20 protein-coding genes are annotated in these 17,505 nt (G+C 72.1%); 7 read left to right on the top strand and 13 right to left on the bottom strand.

Going from position 1 to position 17,505, the window contains the following annotated elements; all coding sequences use genetic code 11:
• Positions 1–182 precede the first annotated feature (182 nt).
• The 3 genes from ABEB09_RS14715 (at position 183) to ABEB09_RS14705 (ending at position 1,835) form a co-directional block, all read left to right on the top strand.
• On the top strand, positions 183–1,067 hold the full coding sequence (locus ABEB09_RS14715; RefSeq protein WP_345690354.1) for a hypothetical protein: 885 nt from the start codon (positions 183–185) through the stop codon (positions 1,065–1,067).
• 106 nt (positions 1,068–1,173) lie between these two features.
• The gene (locus ABEB09_RS14710; protein ID WP_345690353.1) at positions 1,174–1,437 is read left to right on the top strand and encodes a hypothetical protein; all 264 of its coding nucleotides are present in this window, start codon (positions 1,174–1,176) and stop codon (positions 1,435–1,437) included.
• Positions 1,434–1,835: a PIN domain-containing protein gene (locus ABEB09_RS14705; RefSeq protein ID WP_345690352.1), complete on the top strand. Its 402-nt coding sequence runs from the start codon at positions 1,434–1,436 to the stop codon at positions 1,833–1,835. Before ABEB09_RS14710 ends, ABEB09_RS14705 begins: the two co-directional genes overlap by 4 nt.
• 53 nt (positions 1,836–1,888) lie before the next feature.
• Here the strand turns inward: ABEB09_RS14705 and ABEB09_RS14700 are convergent, their stop codons facing one another.
• Positions 1,889–2,887, bottom strand: a complete 999-nt coding sequence (locus tag ABEB09_RS14700) for a zinc-dependent alcohol dehydrogenase family protein (RefSeq protein ID WP_345690351.1) — start codon at positions 2,885–2,887, stop codon at positions 1,889–1,891.
• A gap of 107 nt (positions 2,888–2,994) precedes the next feature.
• Between ABEB09_RS14700 and ABEB09_RS14695 the strand changes: the two genes are divergently transcribed.
• Entirely contained in the window at positions 2,995–3,915 is a 921-nt protein-coding gene (locus ABEB09_RS14695; RefSeq protein ID WP_345690350.1) for an AraC family transcriptional regulator, read from the top strand.
• A gap of 16 nt (positions 3,916–3,931) precedes the next feature.
• On the opposite strand, the gene ABEB09_RS14690 is transcribed toward ABEB09_RS14695, so the two are convergent.
• From ABEB09_RS14690 to ABEB09_RS14660, 7 genes are all read right to left on the bottom strand, one after another.
• On the bottom strand, positions 3,932–4,126 hold the full coding sequence (locus tag ABEB09_RS14690) for a hypothetical protein (RefSeq protein ID WP_345693944.1): 195 nt from the start codon (positions 4,124–4,126) through the stop codon (positions 3,932–3,934).
• Between the two features lie 50 nt (positions 4,127–4,176).
• Entirely contained in the window at positions 4,177–4,398 is a 222-nt protein-coding gene (locus ABEB09_RS14685) for a hypothetical protein (RefSeq protein WP_345690349.1), read from the bottom strand.
• A gap of 11 nt (positions 4,399–4,409) precedes the next feature.
• Entirely contained in the window at positions 4,410–4,601 is a 192-nt protein-coding gene (locus ABEB09_RS14680; RefSeq protein ID WP_345690348.1) for a DUF397 domain-containing protein, read from the bottom strand.
• Positions 4,598–4,777: a Scr1 family TA system antitoxin-like transcriptional regulator gene (locus ABEB09_RS14675; RefSeq protein ID WP_425580049.1), complete on the bottom strand. Its 180-nt coding sequence runs from the start codon at positions 4,775–4,777 to the stop codon at positions 4,598–4,600. Before ABEB09_RS14675 ends, ABEB09_RS14680 begins: the two co-directional genes overlap by 4 nt.
• 17 nt (positions 4,778–4,794) lie before the next feature.
• Positions 4,795–5,571, bottom strand: coding sequence for a putative protein N(5)-glutamine methyltransferase (locus tag ABEB09_RS14670; RefSeq protein ID WP_345693943.1), 777 nt, complete (start codon positions 5,569–5,571; stop codon positions 4,795–4,797).
• A gap of 175 nt (positions 5,572–5,746) precedes the next feature.
• Positions 5,747–6,193 carry a MarR family winged helix-turn-helix transcriptional regulator gene (locus tag ABEB09_RS14665; RefSeq protein ID WP_345690347.1) on the bottom strand — a complete coding sequence of 149 codons (447 nt, stop codon included), beginning with the start codon at positions 6,191–6,193 and terminating at the stop codon, positions 5,747–5,749.
• Positions 6,190–6,783, bottom strand: a complete 594-nt coding sequence (locus tag ABEB09_RS14660) for a DJ-1/PfpI family protein (protein WP_345690346.1) — start codon at positions 6,781–6,783, stop codon at positions 6,190–6,192. The genes ABEB09_RS14665 and ABEB09_RS14660 overlap by 4 nt, the downstream gene beginning before the upstream one ends.
• A 180-nt stretch (positions 6,784–6,963) precedes the next feature.
• On the opposite strand from ABEB09_RS14660, the gene ABEB09_RS14655 reads away from it, so the two are divergent.
• The 3 genes from ABEB09_RS14655 to ABEB09_RS14645 all read left to right on the top strand — a co-directional run bounded on the left by ABEB09_RS14655 (position 6,964) and on the right by ABEB09_RS14645 (position 10,708).
• Entirely contained in the window at positions 6,964–8,319 is a 1,356-nt protein-coding gene (locus tag ABEB09_RS14655) for an aspartate aminotransferase family protein (RefSeq protein WP_345690345.1), read from the top strand.
• A gap of 77 nt (positions 8,320–8,396) precedes the next feature.
• On the top strand, positions 8,397–9,107 hold the full coding sequence (locus tag ABEB09_RS14650) for a GntR family transcriptional regulator (RefSeq protein ID WP_345690344.1): 711 nt from the start codon (positions 8,397–8,399) through the stop codon (positions 9,105–9,107).
• A 134-nt stretch (positions 9,108–9,241) separates the two neighbouring features.
• A complete protein-coding gene (locus ABEB09_RS14645) occupies positions 9,242–10,708 on the top strand; it encodes an RICIN domain-containing protein (protein ID WP_380839375.1) in 1,467 nt (488 codons plus the stop codon).
• Positions 10,709–10,713: 5 nt separating this feature from the next.
• Here ABEB09_RS14645 and ABEB09_RS14640 read toward each other — a convergent pair whose 3' ends face one another.
• The 5 genes from ABEB09_RS14640 to ABEB09_RS14620 all read right to left on the bottom strand — a co-directional run bounded on the left by ABEB09_RS14640 (position 10,714) and on the right by ABEB09_RS14620 (position 17,502).
• Positions 10,714–11,613 carry an RICIN domain-containing protein gene (locus ABEB09_RS14640; RefSeq protein ID WP_345690343.1) on the bottom strand — a complete coding sequence of 300 codons (900 nt, stop codon included), beginning with the start codon at positions 11,611–11,613 and terminating at the stop codon, positions 10,714–10,716.
• A 78-nt stretch (positions 11,614–11,691) separates the two neighbouring features.
• Positions 11,692–12,888, bottom strand: coding sequence for an MFS transporter (locus tag ABEB09_RS14635; RefSeq protein ID WP_380839377.1), 1,197 nt, complete (start codon positions 12,886–12,888; stop codon positions 11,692–11,694).
• Positions 12,889–12,892: 4 nt separating this feature from the next.
• Positions 12,893–15,784 (bottom strand): glycoside hydrolase family 2 TIM barrel-domain containing protein, encoded by a 2,892-nt coding sequence (locus ABEB09_RS14630; protein ID WP_345690342.1) that lies wholly within the window; start codon positions 15,782–15,784, stop codon positions 12,893–12,895.
• A 12-nt stretch (positions 15,785–15,796) separates the two neighbouring features.
• A complete protein-coding gene (locus tag ABEB09_RS14625) occupies positions 15,797–16,645 on the bottom strand; it encodes a carbohydrate ABC transporter permease (protein ID WP_345690341.1) in 849 nt (282 codons plus the stop codon).
• The gene (locus tag ABEB09_RS14620) at positions 16,642–17,502 is read right to left on the bottom strand and encodes a carbohydrate ABC transporter permease (protein ID WP_345693940.1); all 861 of its coding nucleotides are present in this window, start codon (positions 17,500–17,502) and stop codon (positions 16,642–16,644) included. The genes ABEB09_RS14625 and ABEB09_RS14620 overlap by 4 nt, the downstream gene beginning before the upstream one ends.
• Positions 17,503–17,505: the final 3 nt, after the last annotated feature.

The following is a 17,505-nucleotide window of genomic DNA, read 5'->3' as shown; positions in this document are numbered from 1 at the left end:
CAGGTGGGGCCGGGGGTCATGGCTCCGGTCGCCGGCTCCTCAACATCTGTATGACTAAAGGGAGTTGGCTTGCGCGCGCAAAGGAGTCAGGGGATACAGTCGCAGCGACAGAGCGCGATCAAGAGATCGCCCCCGCAGTGCGGCAACACTCGGGGGCATGACACCAGGAGCTAGACCTCCCAATGCGAATTCACCGTACCGCGCGTACGCGGAACTTCACGACTCTCGGCAACGAACTTCTACGGGATCCCGACATCTCGTTCCTCGCCGCGGGCGTCCTCGTCTACCTCTTGAGCCTCCCCGACGGAGCCTGCGCGGACATCCGCAGCCTGGCCAAACGCCGCAAGGAGGGCCGCACGCGCATCGGCAAGGCGCTCCAGGAGCTGGAGGACGCGCGGTACCTCCGGAGGGCCTCGCTCCAGGACACCCGAACGGGTTACTGGGTGACGGTGTACGACGTGTACGACAGTCCGTACGACGCGACCGAAACCGTGTGCCCCGCCGCTCCTGCCGCTCCTGCCGTCACCCCGGCCCCCGCTCGGCAACCGGCGGCCGGAAACCCGGACGCCGGAGTCGCGGGAGCTCTCCCTTCGGGAGAAAGAACCAGGGAACAAGAACCTCCCTCCCCGCCCCCGCGTCCGGTCGAGGTGCCCAGCAGGGCCGCCCGGCTCCTCGCCTCGCTGGGGAGGCGCGAGCCGCGCATCGCGGTCGGCGAGGAAGAGGCGGCGAAGCTGGGAGATCTGGTCGAGGAGTGGTTCGCCGTCGGTGCGACCGAGGCGACCGTCCAAGAGGCCCTGACAACAGGCCTGCCCGCACGAGTCCACGCACCCGCCGCCCTGCTGGCGGACCGCCTGAGGCGCAAGAAACCGGCACCTCGCCCGACGGCGCCCGTGCGTCACGAGTGCGCCGACTGCGGGGCACCCGTCCCCGAGGGCGCCTCCTGCCGCCGCTGTGCCGCATCGCCCCCGCCGACGCCCACCGGCTTCGTGGCGGCCGCCCTGCGCGGCGGCTCCCTGGCCCGCAACGCCCTCCGCCACGGCCTGCAGGGCCTACCGGGCCCCCGCTGAAGCTCCCGGCCGCTTAGGGCGGCCGGGTCCACCGAAAGAAGGGCTGGTCATGACGACCTTGCTGGAACGTCCTCAGGCGACGGTATACCGTCCGTATACTGTCCATATGGCTGACACCACCGTGAAGATCGACCCCGCTGTCCGCGACCGCCTCATGGTGCTGGCCCGTGAGCACGGCATGACGATGCGCGACTACCTCGCCGAGCTGGTCGGGGCGACGCCGACGCTGGAGGAGCGCCGCAAGCGGTACGAGGAGACCAAGGCGTACTGCGAGACGCACTTCGGGGTGACCCTCACGGACGAGGACCACGACCGCGTGGAGAAGGTCTGGCGGGAGCTGGAGGCCGGCGAGCCTGTGGACAGCCTGTGACCGCCTCCACCGCCGTCGTCTACGACGAGTCCGCGCTCCTCGCCCTCGGCTCGGGCAACAGCCTGGCGTCGCAGTTCATCGCGAACACGGAGCACGGCCCGACCCGGCACGTCTACGTTCCCGCGCTCTGCCTCACGGCGGCCGACGGGTCCCGCAAGGGGCTGGCCGAACACGTGGGCGCGCTGCCCTCGGCGGAGATCGTGGAGCTGGACTTCGCGGGCGTCTGCGCCGTCGGCGCGCTGATGCGGGACGGCGTGGAGTGGCGGCTCGGCCACGCGATCCACCTGTCGCGGCCCACCCCGGACTGGCCCAACGGCCGCCCCGTGGTGACCACGCAGCCGGAGCTGTACGCCGACATGCCGCTCGTACGGACCATCAGGCTCCCCGAGCAGCGCTGAGCCGGACCGGTGCGGGGCCCGAGGTGCGTTCGGGCCCCGCACCCCTCCGCAGCCTAGACCCGTAGCACGATTTTGCCCGTGTGGGTGTTGGACTCCATCAGGCGATGGGCGTCGGCGATCCGCTCCAGGCCGTCGAAGGTCTCGGCGATCACCGGTGCCAGAGTGCCGTCCCGCAGCCCCGAGCCGATGAAGCCGGACACCCGGGCGCGTCCCTCCGCCGTGTCCACCACCGCGCCGTTGTTGTAACCGCGCACCGTCAGCGGCCAGTTCTGGGAGACCGTCGCCGGACGCGGATCCAGCCAGCCGTAGAGCACCGCCGTGCCGCCCGGCTCCAAGGCGTTGCCCAGCTCCCCGAAGCCCGGCCCGCCGATCGCGTCGAAGGCGACCCGCGCGCCCCGGCCGCCGGTCAGCCGCTTGACCTCCTCGACCAGGTCCTCGTCATCGGTGGTGATCACATGCGCCGCGCCCAGATCGAGCAGCCGACGCCGCTTGTCCGCCCCACGGGTCGTCGCGATCGGCACCGCGCCGACCCGCAGCGCCGTCTGGAGCGCGGCCGTCCCGACCCCGCTCGACGCTCCCGTGATCACCACGACGTCCCCCGGGCGCAGCCCGCCCGCCTCCACCATGCCGCCGTACGCGGTCGAGTACGCCAGCCACGTCGCCGCGGCCGTCACCGCGTCCACGCCCTCCGGGCGGCGCACCACGTACTCCTCGGGCAGCACGACCCGCTCCGCGTACACCCCGTGCACCCCGAAATCGAAGTTGGCCGCGGCCATCACCAAGTCGCCCGGAACGTACGCGGTGACACTCGCGCCGACCTCCTCCACCACACCGGCCGCCTCGTAGCCGAGCCGGGACCCGGGGAGCGTCGCCGGGTAGTAGTAGGTCCCCGCGCGGAACAGGGCCTCGGCGCGGTTCAGGCCGATCGCCTCGACCCGGATCACCACCTCGTGCGGGCCCGGGGAGGGGAGCGGGACGTCCTCGACGGTCAGCACCTCCGGCCCGCCCAGCTCGTGGAACAGAACCGCCCTGGCAGTACGCGTTGTTGTCATGCGAGCGACCGTAGGCGCCGAGCGCGAGACGCTCCATGTCCCTGCGACTCACCTCCCTGTCCGATCGTCTCGCTCGCGGCGCTCCGCCCCTGCGGTACGGTGCCGAGATGGACGTACTGAGCGATGCCGTCGCGGCCATGCGCGCCGGGCGGCCCCACTCCTCCCGTACGGTCAACTCCGGCCCATGGGGCTACCGTTTCGCCCCGGACAAGGGCGCCGGATTCCACGTCGTCGTCCAGGGAACGGCCTGGCTCATCCCGCCGGACGACGACGCCGCACCCGTCGAACTGCGCGCCGGAGACGTCGTCCTGCTCGCCCACGGCACCGGCCACGGCCTGGCCGGCCACCCCGGCAACCCGCTCGTCGACGTGCTGCCCCTGCCCGACGGCACCTGGCCCACCGAACCCCACCGAAAACCCGCTGCCCCGGACGAGACCCTGCTGCTGTGCGGCTCCTACCAGCTGAGCCGCACCCGCGCCCACCCGCTCCTCACCGAGCTGCCGCCCTTCGTGCACCTGTCCGCGCGGGCCGGCGCCCACACCCGGCTGCGGGCCGCCGTCGACCTGCTCGGCGCCGAACTCGCCGACCCGCAGCCCGGCTCCCACGCACTCGTACCGGCCCTCCTCGACACCCTCCTGCTCCTGCTGCTGCGCACCTGGTGGCTCAGCGAGTGCCCCGACCGCACGACCGGCTGGTCCGCCGCCCTCGGTGACCCCGCCGTCCTCGCCGCCCTCCGCGCCATCCACGCGGACCCCGCCCGGTCCTGGACAGTGGAGGAACTCGGCGCCGAGGGCGGCCTCTCCCGTGCCGCCTTCGCCCGGCGCTTCACCACCCTCGTGGGCCGACCCCCACTCGCGTACCTCACCTGGTGGCGCATGACGACCGCCGGCCGACTCCTCCGTACGGACGACGCACCCCTGCGAACCGTGGCCCGACGCGCCGGCTACACCTCGGAGTTCGCCTTCGCCAAGGCCTTCAGACGGGAGTACGGGATGCCGCCGGGCCAGTACCGCCGCCGGGCCGGTTAGGCGTCTCTGCCGCGCCTCAGAGGAAGACGACCCGCACGACCGTCACCGTCAGCACGCTCCGGCTGACGTAATAGCGGATCACGACCCCCGACACCGTCGCCTCCCGGCGGTCCTCGTCGCGGCCTATCGGCGCCGAGCCGTGGCCGTACGGGTCCGGTATCAGCAAGGTCCGCATGCCCGCGTCGAAGCGGGTGCGGAGGGAGGAGTCCATGGAGTCGAGGGCCAGGTCGGCCGGGGGAGCGTACTGGAGGCGGTAACCGGTCACTCCCGTACGTCCTCGCCGCGCGCCAGGCGCTCGAACAGCTCGGCGTCCTCGCGGTCCGCCTCCGTCGTCGACAGCGCCCACCGCACGAGCGCCATCGGCAGGTCGGCCACGGGGGCGTTCAGGATCTCCGCGTCGAACTCCTTGGCCCGGTCCTCGTCCAGGGCGGCGCGGATGGCGGCGATGGTGCCGGGCAGCTCGACCAGCTGCCCGGCGATCACGGTTCTCAAAGCTACTCGGCCGTGGTGAGGGCCGGGAACGCCGACCATGCCGAGGGGGCGACGGCCAGCGGGCCGCCGGTCTTCTTGGAGCCGCGGATGTGGACGGTGTGCGACGACCTGTGCCGGTCGAAGGCCACTTCGATGCACTCGCCGCCGCCGGCGTTGGTGTAGCTCGACTTGAACCACCGCAGGGTGCTGCTCATGGCTGTTCTCCTGCCAACCGCTCGATGAGACCCGGCGATTCACGCGGATCCAGGGCCTGTGCTCGAATCCTCGCATACCGCTGGGCGTAGGTACTCACCTTTGTCGGGTCGCTGACCAGCAGGCTCTCTTCCTGCGCTTCGCGGTGGACGAGGTGCTGGTGCTCCGGCGTCTCCACAAGGCTGCGGAGCACCCTCAACGCGCTGTTCCGCCGGTAGCGGTGACGACCGTGGCCTCCCGGTCCTCGCACGTGTCGACGCGGGGGGTCAGGTCCGCCGCTTCGACCACTCTCAGGGCCTCGGGGGTCTGGCGTTCGCTCGTCTCGAAGAGGAGGGAGCCGGCCGGGGCCAGCCAGGCGCCCGCCTCGGCGGTGACGCGGCGCAGGACGTCCAGGCCGTCCGCGCCGCCGTCGAGGGCGACCCGGGCCTCGTGGACGCGGGCTTCGGCGGGGAGGAGGGCGACGTCGTCGGTGGGGACGTACGGCACGTTGGCCAGGAGGACGTCGACGCGGCCCCGGAGCGTGGCGGGCAAGGGGGCGTAGAGGTCGCCCTCGTACACCTCGCCGCCCAGGGGTGTGACGTTGCGGCGGGCGCACCGGACGGCGGCCGGGTCGATGTCGGCGGCGTGGAGGCGGACGTCCCCGTCGAGGGCCGCCGTGAGCGCGGCGCCCAGCGCGCCCGTACCGCAGCACAGGTCGAGGACGACCGCCCCGGCCGGTGCCAGTGCGGCCGCCCGTTCGACCAGGAACTCGGTGCGGCGGCGCGGGACGAACACGCCGTCGTCGACGGCGATGCGCCGCCCGCCGAACTCGGCCCAGCCGAGGACGTGTTCCAGCGGGTGGCCGGCGACGCGGCGCGCGACCATCGCGTCGAGTTCGGCGGGGGTGCGGGCCGTGGCGAGGAGGAGCCGTGCCTCGTCCTCCGCGAAGACGCAGCCGGCGGCGCGCAGACGGGTGACGAGGTCGGAGAACATGGGCATGGAAGCCTGGAAGCCTTTCGGGAGCCGCTTTCGCGAGTGCTCCCGGCGGTTTCGCTACGGCGCGGCGGAGACCGTACCGCCCTGGGAGGAGAGCACCCTGCCTGACCTGGCGTTGATGGGTCTCACCTCCTGATGAAGAGTCGGGTGTCGAGTGGTCGACCCGGGAACCCTACCCGACGTCGATCGCGTCCATCGCGCGCGACAGCCGTTCCAGCACCCGGGCCGTCTCCGTGAACGCCTCCTCGCCCAGTTCGGCGGCGAGGCGGGCCGCCAGGTCGGCGTGGCCGGGGTCGATACGGGCGACGGCGGCGCGGCCCTCGTCGGTGGGCGCCAGGAGCTTGGCCCGGCGGTGGGCCGGGTTCGGGGCGTACGCGGCGAGGCCCCGCTCGACGAGGAGGTCCGCGACGCGCTGCACGCTCTGCCGGGTGATGCCCATGGCGCGGGCGATCCCGGCCACGGGCAGCGGTTCCCGCAGGACCGCGCCGAGGACCTGCCACCAGGCGGCGGTGAGCCCGGCGGGCCTGGCCAGTTCCTCGGAGACGCCGAGGAACTGGCCGTTCAGGCGGAAGACGGCGAGCGCTGTGCGGCTCAGCAGGTCCTGTTCGTGACGGGTCATGCGTTCAGTTCCTCGTACGCGGCCGGGTCGGAGTGGTGGAACAGGCGGTACCAGGCGTCGAGCTTGGCGCCCTCGAAGACGCCCATCCTGCCCAGGACCTCCCGGGCGAAGGCGACGGGCTCGGTGGGCCCGGCGGTGATGAGGTCGCCGTCGGTGACGGCGTCGGTCTCGCGGTAGTGGTCGCCGCCCTTGTAGCCGGTCGCGGCCAGGTACGGCGCGGCGGCACTGGTGTGGTCCCGGTCGTCGAGCAGGCCCTCGCGGGCCAGCCCGGCGGTGGCCCCGCAGATCGCGGCGACCGGCACGCCCGCGTCCAGGAAGGCGCGGGCCCCGGCGGCGAAGGGCGCGAGGTCGTCGCCCATGTCCCACAGGTCGGCGCCGGTCAGGATCAGCAGCGTGCTGTCCTCGGGGCGCAGGTCGGCGAGGGCCAGGTCGGGGGCGATGCGCACCCCGCCCATGGTGGTGACCGGTTCGGTGGTCGGGCCGACGGTCCGGATCGTGTGGCCGCCGCGGGCGAGCCAGGCGGTGGCGTGGCCGGTCTCCCAGTCGGCGAGGGTGTCGTAGACGGCGAGGTGAACGGTCCTGCTGCTCATGGCTGTGGCCCTCTTTTCCCCGTGTGTACTGTCTGCCTCTATGACAGAAGGCTGTCATGATGACAGTGTGTTGTCAAGAGGTGGTCTCTCCCGCCCCGCGACACCTTGCCGATCGCCGCGCCTTCCGCCATACAAGATGGCCATGTCCCCGAGGGTGGGGCGCTTCTTACGCTGGCGGGCATGAGCACCCCCGACCTCCCGCAGACCGGTGCCGCCGTCAAGGCGGCGGACCGTGCCCATGTGTTCCACTCCTGGTCCGCCCAGGCCCTCATCGACCCCCTCGCCGTCGCCGGTGCCGACGGCGCGTACTTCTGGGATTACGACGGGAACCGCTACCTCGACTTCACCAGCGGCCTCGTCTTCACCAACATCGGCTACCAGCACCCCAAGGTCGTCGCCGCGATCCAGGAGCAGGCCGGTCGGCTGGCCACCTTCGCGCCCGCCTTCGCCGTCGACGTCCGCTCCGAGGCCGCACGCCTCATCGCCGAGCGCACCCCCGGCGACCTCGACAAGATCTTCTTCACGAACGGCGGCGCCGAGGCCGTCGAGAACGCCGTGCGCATGGCCCGGCTGCACACGGGCCGCCCCAAGGTGCTGAGCGCCTACCGGTCGTACCACGGCGCGACGTCCACGGCGATCAACCTCACCGGCGACCCGCGCCGCTGGGCCTCCGACACCGCGTCCGCCGGCGTCGTCCACTTCTGGGCGCCGTTCCTCTACCGCTCGCCGTTCTACGCCGGGAACGAGGCCCAGGAGTGCGAGCGGGCGCTCGCGCACCTGGAGTCGACCATCGCGTTCGAGGGCCCGCACACCATCGCCGCGATCATCCTGGAGACCGTCCCCGGCACCGCCGGCATCATGCCGCCGCCGCCCGGCTATCTCGCCGGCGTCCGGGAGATCTGCGACCGGCACGGCATCGTCTTCATCCTCGACGAGGTCATGTCCGGCTTCGGCCGCACCGGCCGGTGGTTCGCCGCCGACCACTACGACGTGGTCCCCGACCTGCTCACCTTCGCCAAGGGCGTCAACTCCGGATACGTGCCGCTGGGCGGCGTCGCGATCTCCGCCGGGATCGCCGCGACCTTCGACCACCGGCCCTACCCTGGCGGGCTCACCTACTCGGGCCACCCGCTCGCCTGCGCCGCCGCCGTCGCCACGCTCCAGGTCATGGCGGAGGAGCGGGTCGTCGAGCGCGCCGACACGCTCGGCGAGCAGGTCCTCGGCCCCGGGCTGCGCGCCCTCGCCGAGCGGCACCCCTCCGTCGGCGAGGTGCGCGGCCTGGGCGCCTTCTGGGCGCTGGACCTCGTGCGCGACCGCGAGACCCGCGAGCCGCTGGTCCCGTACAACGCCACGGGTGAGGCGAACGCGCCGATGGCCGCCTTCGCCGCCGCCTGCAAGAAGAACGGCCTGTGGCCCTTCGTCAACATGAACCGCACCCATGTGGTGCCCGCCTGCACCCTCACCGAGGCCGAGGCGAAGGAGGGCCTGGCCGCGCTGGACGCCGCACTGTCCGTCGCGGACAAGCACACTGCGTAACCGCATCGGTTTACCCCTTCGAGTGGCCCCCTCCGACTGGCTTAAGGTGTCCGAAACCGGACGGAGGGGACCTGCCCATGCCCGCGAGCGGACCAGTGACCCGCAGCACCCTGCGTCAGCAGATCGCGGACGCGCTGCGTGACGAGGTGCTCGCGGGGCGTCTCCAGCCGGGCCAGGAGTTCACCGTCAAACAGATCGCCGAGCAGTACGGCGTGTCGGCGACCCCCGTGCGGGAAGCCCTGGTCGACCTCTCGGCACAGGGGCTGCTCGACTCCGACCAGCACAAAGGTTTCCGCGTTCACCAGTTCACCGTCGACGACTACCGGGGCATGGTCGAGGCGCGCTCGCTGATCGTCGACGGCGTCTTCCGGCGCCTGGAGGAGCGGGCCACGCCCGGCGACCCGGGCGGCGCCCGGCTGACGTGCGTGCACGGCGCGGCCCTCGTGTCCGTGCGCCGGCGGGCCGAGGCCGCGGCCCGTGCGGCCCGCGCCGGGGACCTCGACATCCTGATCGGCTACGACCTGCGGTTCTGGCGGGAGCTGGGCGGCTTCGTGGCCAACCACTACATCGCCGACTTCCTGCACCGGCTGCGCGTGCAGGCCTGGGTGTTCGCGGTGCCCTACCTGCGCGGCGACCGCAGGCTCCGCGACTGGCTGTGGAGCGGGCACGAGGAGCTGGTCGACGCGGTGACGCTCGGCGAGCCCGCGAAGGTGCTGGCGGTCCTGGACGCGTACAACGCGCACGCGCTGCGGTGGGCGTGCCACCTGGAGAGGCTCCAGCAGGACTGAGGGGCCAGCTGCCCCTGGGGCGAAAGTTTCGGCGGTGCTCCGACGGTGCCGGAACGGACTCGAAGCGCTTATGTTGCAACACAACTCACCACGAGCGCACAGGAGTTCACACCGCGGACAGAAGGGCTCCCCCCATGACCCTCCGCACGACCCGCACCCGCACGTCGCTCCGTCGCCGGATCGGCGCCGCCCTCACCGTCCTCGGCGGCGCCCTCGCGATGCTGATCCCCGCACCGGCCGCACACGCCGCACCCGTCGCCGTCGTCAACGGCACCCAGTTCACCGACACCGCCGGCAGCCCCCTCCACGCCCACGGGGGCGGCGTCATCAAGGTCGGCGCCCACTACTACTGGTTCGGGGAGAACCGGAACGCCGACAACACCTTCCGCCACGTCTCCGCGTACCGGTCGACGGACCTGAAGAACTGGGAGTTCCGCAACCACGTCCTCACCCAGGCCACCCACCCCGAACTGGCCGTCGCCAACATCGAACGCCCCAAGGTCATGTACAACCGCGCCACGGGGAAGTTCGTGATGTGGATGCACAAGGAGAACGGCTCCGACTACAGCGAGGCCCGCGCCGCTGTGGCCGTCTCCGACACCGTGGACGGCGACTACACCTGGAAGGGGAGCTTCCGGCCGTTGGGGCAGCACATGTCCCGTGACATCACGGTGTTCACCGACACCGACGGCACCGGCTACATGGTCTCCGCCGCCCGCGAGAACTACGACCTCCACATCTACCGCCTGACGCCGGACCACACCGGCGTCCAGGCACTGGTCGCCAATCCGTGGCCGGGCGGCCACCGGGAGGCGCCCGCGCTCTTCGAACGGAACGGCGTCTACTTCATGCTGACGTCGGGCGCGACGGGCTGGAACCCCAACCAGCAGCAGTACGCCACCGCCACCAGCCTCGCCGGCCCGTGGTCCGCGATGCGCGACGTCGGCGACGCGACGGCGTACGGCTCCCAGACCGCGTACGTCCTGCCGGTGCAGGGCACGGCCGGCACGTCCCATCTCTACATGGGCGACCGCTGGGGCAACTCCTTCGGGGGCAAGGTCAACGACTCGCGGTACGTGTGGCTGCCGCTGGAGTTCCCGACGGCGACGACGATGACGATGAACTGGTACCCGGAGGTCGTCCTCGACACGGCCGCGGGGACGGTCACCGGCCGAGGCGGCCCGTACTCCACCCTGACCGCGCGGCACAGCACCAAGTGCCTGGACGTGCCGAGCCAGTCGCTGCTGCCGGGCGTGGCGGTCGTCCAGTACACCTGCAACGGCGGCGGCAACCAGAAGTTCTGGTTCCGCGACGCCGGCGGGGGCTACGTCCAGCTGGTCGCCCGCCACAGCTCGCTCTGCCTCGGCGTGCGGGACGCGTCCACCGCGAACGCGGCGCTCGTGGAGCAACAGGGGTGCGGGCCGGGCTCCCAGCAGCAGTGGCAGGTACGGGACGCGGGTGACGGCGCGATCCACCTGGTGGCCCGCCACAGCGGCAAATGCCTGGACGTCCTGGACGAGTCCACCATGAACATGGCGACGATCGCCCAGTACACCTGCACATCGGGCCCCAACCAGTCCTGGACCCGCACAACGGCGTAGCGGGGTCAGTTGACCACCCGCCAGGCCTGGTTCCTGCCGCCGAGGCAGGTCCACTGCTGGAGGTAGGTGCCCTGCGGCGGCGCGGTCATGGGGGGGTTGTGGGCGTCGAGGCACTTGCCGCTGTGGAGGGAGCGGATCTGCCAGTGGTTGTCGGCGCGGCGCTCCAGATACCACTTCTGGTTGTTGCCGCCGTGGCAGGGCCACTGGATGATCCGGGCGCCGTCGTGCTTTCCCCATCCCGCGACATCGAGGCACTTGCCGCTGTGCACGGCCACGATCTCGAAGACGTTCTGGTAGGCCACGTCGTTTCCGGCGCGGCGGAACTCGAAGCGCTGGTTGCTCGCACCGGTGCTCGGCCAGGTGACCAGGCCCGTACCGTCCGCCGTACTCGCCTGCACCACGTCGGCGTAGAGGACCTCCTTGCCCTCGCGCTTCATCGTGTACGCGCTTCTCACCTTGTAGTCGTTGTGGGCGTGGGCGAACGGGAAGGGGACGTAGCTGTCGGGGTGGACCCGGCTGTAGGTCGCCTGCCAGTTGATGGGTGCGCGTTCGTTCTGCCTGCGCGCCGCGGCGCGTTCGGCCTCCGTGACGCAGACGTGGTCCCGGGGAACGGCACGGCGCTTGACGAAACCGGCCAGGCACTGGCCGAAGGCGTCACTGCGGTCGCGGTGCAGGGAGTTCTGCGCCCGGGTGGCCCATTGCTCCGGGGGCAGGACGCAGACGTGGTCCTCCTGGTCCGTCCCGCGCCACACGTAGCCCGGTCGGCAGTCGTCCGGCCCGGACGGTGCCGCCGCGCTCGCGGGGGTGGCGGCACCGAGACCCGTGGTGGTCAGCAGCCCGGCGGCCAGCAGACCGGCGGTGGCAGAAGCGGAGAACGGCTTGAGAAGGCTGCGGGATCTGCGCATGGGATGCCCCCAGTGCCGAATACGGTCCCCGCCTCCCATGGTGCACCCGGTCCCGCCGGCCCGCACGCGGACAGGCCGTCAGCGGCGGCGGGTTGTGGCCAACAGCCACAGTGTGGCCGCCAAGGACGTGGCCGACAGGAGGGTGAGGAGCCACGGCACCGCGTCGATGCCCGCGTGTTCGATGCCGAGTCCGAGGGCCGGCGGGGCCGCCACGCCGCCCACCATGGACGCCGCGATGACCCACGCGCCCGCCCGCCGCGCACCCGGCAGGGCGCGGGCCAGCCACGGAAGGCCCGTGGGGAAGACCGGCGCCAGGAAGAGCCCCGCGCCCGCGTACGCGGCCGGTGCCAGACCGGGGACCGACGACAGCAGCAGACAGACCGTCATGCCCGCCCCGCACACCGTCAGGATCCGCTCCGGGGAGTGCCGCAGCGTCAGCGGCACGACGAGGAAGCGGCCCACGGTGAGCATCAGCCAGTAGACGGACGTGGCCGAGGCGGCGGCGGCCGTCGTGTAGCCGACGGTCTCCAGGTGGGTCGGCTCCCACCCGCCGATCCCCGCCTCGACGCCCACGTTCAGGACGTACAGGAGGAGGAAGCCGAGGAGGACGGGGGAGAGGAGCGGGGAGCGGCCCTTCGCGGGGACCTCGGATTCCTTCGCGTGCGGGGGTGTGCGCACGCCTCGCGTGCAGAGCACCAGCAGCGCCGACACCACCGCGCAGCCCGCGAAGGCATACGGGTAGCTCTCCGGGCCCAGCGCCGCCAGCAGCGCCGGTGCCAGCACGGCACCGATGCCGAAGTGCGCGTTCAGTACGTTCAGCATCGCCGCGCTGCGGTCGCCGAAGCCCACGGCGAACATCTGGTTCAGCCCGTAGTCGATGCCGCCGAACCCGAGCCCGGCCAGGAAGGCCGCGGCCAGGGACACCCGCCAGTCCGGGGCCAGCGCGAAGCCCAGGCCGCCCGCCGCCATCAGGACGTAACTCCACGCCAGCAGCGCGCGGTTGCTGAGCCGGTGGTGGACGGTGTTGAAGGCCAGCACCCCGGCGACACCGCCGACGAAGTGCAGGCTCAGCCCGAGGCCCGCCGCCGACGGCGACAGGCCGTACTCCTCGCGCAGGGCGGGGACCGCCGGGCCGTACAGCGCCTGGAGGGCGCCGATGAGGACGAAGCCGACGCAGGAGGCGACCGCGGCCGGGCGGCTGAACAGGCGCCGCCCGGCCGCGGCCTGCGCGACCCGGATGTCAGGGGTCCGGGTCGCGCGGTCGGGGGATGTCACGCGGTCACTCCGAGCGGGACGAGAAGGTGAAGGAGAAGCGCGCCGGAGCCGCCTCCAGCCGGTACCGCGGCAGCACCCCCGGCCCGCAGGACTGGGAGCCGATGCCGTGCTGGGCGTGGTCGAGGTGAACCCACACCGTGTCGCCGGGCACCAGGTCGGTGCGGTGGGTGGCGGCATCCAGTTCCTCGGACGTCCAGCGGCGGGCGCTGAACCAGAACGGCGGCTCGCCCGTCACCTCCAGGGCCGTGGCGCCGCCGTCGAGCCGCAGCCGGCGCACGTCCGCGCGGGCGCCGTTCTCCTGCGGCCGGACGTACGGGGTGTGCAGCTCGTCCACGGACGCCGACCACAGGCCGAGCATCGACGCGGCCCGCGTGTCGGGGTACGCCTCGCCGGGCCCGCCGCCGAACCACCGGGCCTCGCCGTACGCGGCCGGCAGGCCGAAGCGGATGCCGAGCCGGGGCAGCGGCACGTTCCACTCGCCGTCGGGGACGACCGACACGGTGAGCCGCAGCCGGTCCTCGGACGCCGTCCAGGTGTACGTGGTGAGCAGCCCCAGGTCCGTGGCGGCGGGCGCGACGCGGGTGCGGACGACGAGCCCGTCACCCGTCAGGTCGACGGCGTCCAGCCGCTCGTGCGTGCGGTGCAGGCCCAGCTCCCGCCAGCGCAGCCCGATCCGGTCGTCCGGCTGCCAGGGCGCGCCCAGGTCGTTGTCGGTGGGGGCGCGCCACACGTCGAGCCGCAGGTCGGCGACGTCCACGGCGCCGACCGTGCGCAGGGCGCCGGTGCGGGCGTCGAAGGAGGCGGGGCCGAGGGTGATCAGCCGCTCGCCGCGGTGCGGGGCGGCGCCGGCCGGGGCGGGCGGCGCGGGCGGGGTGTCCACGGGCAGCTGGCCCCACGCCACGCAGTGGCCCTTCGGCGCCCACGCGGTGTCCTCGGCGAGCAGGGCCCGGACCGTCCACTGGGTCTCCGCGTGCTCCCCGGAGGTGGAAGGGGCGGGCAGCTTCAGCTCCGCCGAGGCCCCGGGCGGCAGGCCCGCCACGTCGGGTCCCGCCGCCAGGGCGCCGTCGGCGACGGTCCGCCCGTCCACCTCGTACGACCAGACGAACGCCAGGTGCGACAGGTCGGCGAAGTCGTGCAGGTTGGTGACGCGGACGGTGCCGCCCGGGCCGTCGCCCTCGATGCGTACCGGCTCGACGACCTTCTTGTACTCGACGAGGCCGGGGGAGGGGGTGCGGTCGGGGAACACGAGGCCGTCGCAGACGAAGTTGCCGTCGTGCAGCTCCTCGCCGAAGTCACCGCCGTACGCGCAGCCCAGCTCGGGGTGCGTGAAGCCGTGGTCGATCCACTCCCACACGAACCCGCCCTGGCAGCGCTCGTAGGTCTCGAACAGCCGCTGGTAGTCGGCCAGTCCACCCGGCCCGTTGCCCATCGCGTGCGCGTACTCGCAGAGGATGAACGGCAGGGCGCGGCGGGCCTCCGGGCCCGGGTCCTCGCGGCGGCCGATCAGCTCCACCTCGGCGTGGTCGGCGTACATGCGGGAGTAGACGTCGGTGTCCGCGCACGACAGGTCGCCTTCGTAGTGGACCAGCCGGTCCGGGTCGCGCTCACGGATCCACTCGGCCATGGCGGTCAGGCCGGCGCCCGTGCCGCACTCGTTGCCCAGCGACCACATCAGCACCGACGGGTGGTTCTTGTCGCGTTCCACCATGCGCGCGGCCCGGTCCAGCAGCGCCGGGGTCCAGCGCTCGTCGTCGACCGGGTTGCGGCGCCAGCCGAGGTCGACGAAGCCGTGCGTCTCCAGGTCGCACTCGTCGATGACCCAGAAGCCCAGCTCGTCGCAGAGGTCCAGGAACGCGGGGTGCGGCGGGTAGTGGGAGGTGCGGACGGCGTTGATGTTGTGCCGCTTCATCAGCAGCAGGTCCGCGCGCATGGTGTCCGCGTCGACCGCCCGGCCGTGCTCCGGGTGGAACTCGTGCCGGTTGACGCCGCGGAACAGGATCCGCCGGCCGTTGACCTTGATGACGCCGTCCTCGACGTACACGCTGCGGAACCCGATCCGCAGCGGCACCCGCTCCCCGGCGGTCACCAGCTCGGCCGCGTACAGCTCTGGGGTCTCCGCCGTCCACGGGCGGACCGGCACGGTCACCGGCTCGCCCGTGGCGGCGTCGACGCCCAGCTCGGGGACGAGGACCCGGCCCGGCACGGCGGAGTCGACCCGCAGCGTCCCCTGCCCGCTGCGGTGGTCGTACGCGGCGTGCACGAAGAAGTCGCCCGCAGCGCCGTCCGGCCGGTGCAGCAGCGTCACGTCCCGGAAGATGCCCGGCAGCCACCACTGGTCCTGGTCCTCCAGGTAGGAGCCCGACGACCACTGGTGCACCCGCACCGCCAGCACGTTCCCCGCCGGCTTCAGCAGCGCGCCCACCGCGAACTCGTGCGGCAGCCGGCTGCCCTTGAACTCGCCCAGCTCCTCCCCGTTCAGCCAGACCCGGGCGCACGACTCCACGCCCTCGAAGCGCAGCAGCGCCTCGCCGTCCCCGGGCCAGCCGTCCGGCAGGTCGAAGACCCGCACGTGGTCGCCCGTCGGGTTCTCGGTCGGCACGCGGGGCGGGTCCACCGGGAACGGGTACAGCGTGTTGGTGTAGGCGGGTGCCCCGTGGCCCTGGAGGACCCAGTGCCCCGGCACCGCCACCTCGTCCCAGCCGCCGGTGTCGAAGCCGGGGCGGGCGAACGCGTCGTCCTCCGCGTCGGCGGTGGGCGACAGCCGCAGCCGCCACGTCCCGTTCAGCGACAGGCGCGCGGCGTCGGACGAGGCGTACCAGGCGCGCGGCGGCAGCGCGCCGCTGCCGGGCGACACGTCCTCGTGATAGGGCGGGGCGGGCTCGTACGACGTGGTCATCGGTCTCCTCGGTCAGCCCTTGATGCCGGTCTGCGCGACGCCCTGCACCAGCCAGCGCTGGAGGAAGACGAAGACCAGGACCAGGGGCAGGATGGAAATGGCGGTGGCCATGAAGATCAGATGGAAGTTGACGGTCTGATTGGTCATGTACGAGGACAGGGCGACCTGGACGGTCCACGCCTCCTGGTCCTGGCCGATGACCAGCGGCCACAGGAAGGCGTTCCAGCCGCTGACGAACGTGATCACCGCGATCGCGGCGAAGAAGTTCAGCGAGTTCGGCACGACGACGCGCCAGTACGCGCCGAAGTAGCCGAGCCCGTCCACGCGCGCCGCCTCCTCCAGCTCCTTCGGGAAGCCGAGGAAGTACTGGCGGAAGAGGAAGCACGTGAAGCCGCTGAACAGGCCCGGGATGATCAGTCCGCGCAGGGACGACACCCAGCCGAGCGACGACACGAGGACGAAGCTCGGGACGAACGTGACGGCCGCCGGGACCATCAGCGTCAGCAGCACCAGCGAGAACACCTTGTTGGCGTGCTTGTACGGGATGCGGGCGAGCCCGTACCCGGCGAGCGAGCACACCAGCAGGGTGCCCAGGGTGTGCAGCACGCCGATGACGGCGGAGTTCACCAGGGACCGGCCGAACGGCACGGTCGGGTCGGTGAACAGCTCGGTGATGTTGCCCCACTGGATCTCGGCGGGGAAGAACCGCCACTCCTCGCCGGTGATCTCCGCATCCGTGGCCAGGGCGTTGCGGACGATCAGGTAGAAGGGGATCAGGAACAGCACGGCGCAGACGCCGGCGGCGGTGTACAGCCCGGCGTTCCCGGCAACGCCCCTCCTCCGTCCGTTCGGTGCGGTCATCGCTCCCCCTCCCCGCGGCCGAAGCCGAGCAGCCTGCCCTGGAGCAGCGTCACGGCGCAGATGAGAGCGGTCAGGATCAGCGCGCCCGCACTGCCCCGCCCGTAGTCCTGGTTCTCACCGAGCGCGGTCTGGTACAGCTCCACGAGCGGTGGCCGGCCCCAGGTGGTCTTCGCCAGCAGGTTGTAGAACTCGTCGAACGCCTGGTACGCGGCGATGAGCAGCAGCAGGATCACGGCCGTGGACGTGGCCCGCAGCTGGGGCAGCGTGATGTACCGGAACGTCTGCCAACCCCGCTTGGCGCCGTCGATGGCCGCCGCCTCGTACAGCTCGGCGGGGATGTTCTGGAGCGCCGCCAGGAACAGGATCATGTAGAACCCGGACTGGAGCCACAGCCGTACGGTGACGATCACCAGCCAGTACCACGGCGGGTCCGGCGAGGCGAGCCAGGCGACGCTGTCGACGCCGAAGAGGTTCAGCACGGTGTTGGCCAGGCCGAACCGCACCCCGCTGAAGATCGACATCTTCCAGATGAGGCTCGCCGCGACGAAGCTGACCGCCGTCGGCAGGAAGAACACCGACCGGAAGAACGCCTTCATGAAGCGGAGCCGGTGCACCAGCAGCGCCAGGCCCAGCGACACCGCCCAGGTGACCGGGACGACGATCGCCGCGAAGACGGTGAAGGTGCCGAGGCTCGTCATGAAGTCGCCGTCGGTCAGCATGTCCACGTAGTTCGCGAACCCGACGAACTCGGTGGGGGTGACGGTGGAGCGCGCCTCGAAGAAGCTGAGCCACGCGCTCCACCCGATCGGGATGTAGACGAAGACGATCAGGCCGGCCAGGAAGGGCCCCGTGAACATCCA

The sequence above is a fragment of the Streptomyces coeruleoprunus genome (assembly GCF_039542925.1).
GTDB lineage: Bacteria > Actinomycetota > Actinomycetes > Streptomycetales > Streptomycetaceae > Streptomyces > Streptomyces coeruleoprunus.
The sequence above is the reverse complement of the archived record's forward strand: the minus strand, read 5'-3'. Positions and strand labels throughout refer to the sequence as shown.

Excerpts from the sequence above, each read along its gene's own strand:
- ABEB09_RS14715 (WP_345690354.1), top strand. The coding sequence starts at position 183 with ATGCGAATTCACCGTACCGCGCGTACGCGGAACTTCACGACTCTCGGC.
- ABEB09_RS14710 (WP_345690353.1), top strand. The coding sequence starts at position 1,174 with ATGGCTGACACCACCGTGAAGATCGACCCCGCTGTCCGCGACCGCCTC.
- ABEB09_RS14700 (WP_345690351.1), bottom strand. The coding sequence starts at position 2,887 with ATGACAACAACGCGTACTGCCAGGGCGGTTCTGTTCCACGAGCTGGGC.
- ABEB09_RS14695 (WP_345690350.1), top strand. The coding sequence starts at position 2,995 with ATGGACGTACTGAGCGATGCCGTCGCGGCCATGCGCGCCGGGCGGCCC.
- ABEB09_RS14690 (WP_345693944.1), bottom strand. The coding sequence starts at position 4,126 with ATGGACTCCTCCCTCCGCACCCGCTTCGACGCGGGCATGCGGACCTTG.
- ABEB09_RS14680 (WP_345690348.1), bottom strand. The coding sequence starts at position 4,601 with ATGAGCAGCACCCTGCGGTGGTTCAAGTCGAGCTACACCAACGCCGGC.
- ABEB09_RS14670 (WP_345693943.1), bottom strand. The coding sequence starts at position 5,571 with ATGTTCTCCGACCTCGTCACCCGTCTGCGCGCCGCCGGCTGCGTCTTC.
- ABEB09_RS14665 (WP_345690347.1), bottom strand. The coding sequence starts at position 6,193 with ATGACCCGTCACGAACAGGACCTGCTGAGCCGCACAGCGCTCGCCGTC.
- ABEB09_RS14660 (WP_345690346.1), bottom strand. The coding sequence starts at position 6,783 with ATGAGCAGCAGGACCGTTCACCTCGCCGTCTACGACACCCTCGCCGAC.
- ABEB09_RS14655 (WP_345690345.1), top strand. The coding sequence starts at position 6,964 with ATGAGCACCCCCGACCTCCCGCAGACCGGTGCCGCCGTCAAGGCGGCG.
- ABEB09_RS14650 (WP_345690344.1), top strand. The coding sequence starts at position 8,397 with ATGCCCGCGAGCGGACCAGTGACCCGCAGCACCCTGCGTCAGCAGATC.
- ABEB09_RS14645 (WP_380839375.1), top strand. The coding sequence starts at position 9,242 with ATGACCCTCCGCACGACCCGCACCCGCACGTCGCTCCGTCGCCGGATC.
- ABEB09_RS14640 (WP_345690343.1), bottom strand. The coding sequence starts at position 11,613 with ATGCGCAGATCCCGCAGCCTTCTCAAGCCGTTCTCCGCTTCTGCCACC.
- ABEB09_RS14630 (WP_345690342.1), bottom strand. The coding sequence starts at position 15,784 with ATGACCACGTCGTACGAGCCCGCCCCGCCCTATCACGAGGACGTGTCG.
- ABEB09_RS14625 (WP_345690341.1), bottom strand. The coding sequence starts at position 16,645 with ATGACCGCACCGAACGGACGGAGGAGGGGCGTTGCCGGGAACGCCGGG.
- ABEB09_RS14620 (WP_345693940.1), bottom strand. The coding sequence starts at position 17,502 with ATGTTCACGGGGCCCTTCCTGGCCGGCCTGATCGTCTTCGTCTACATC.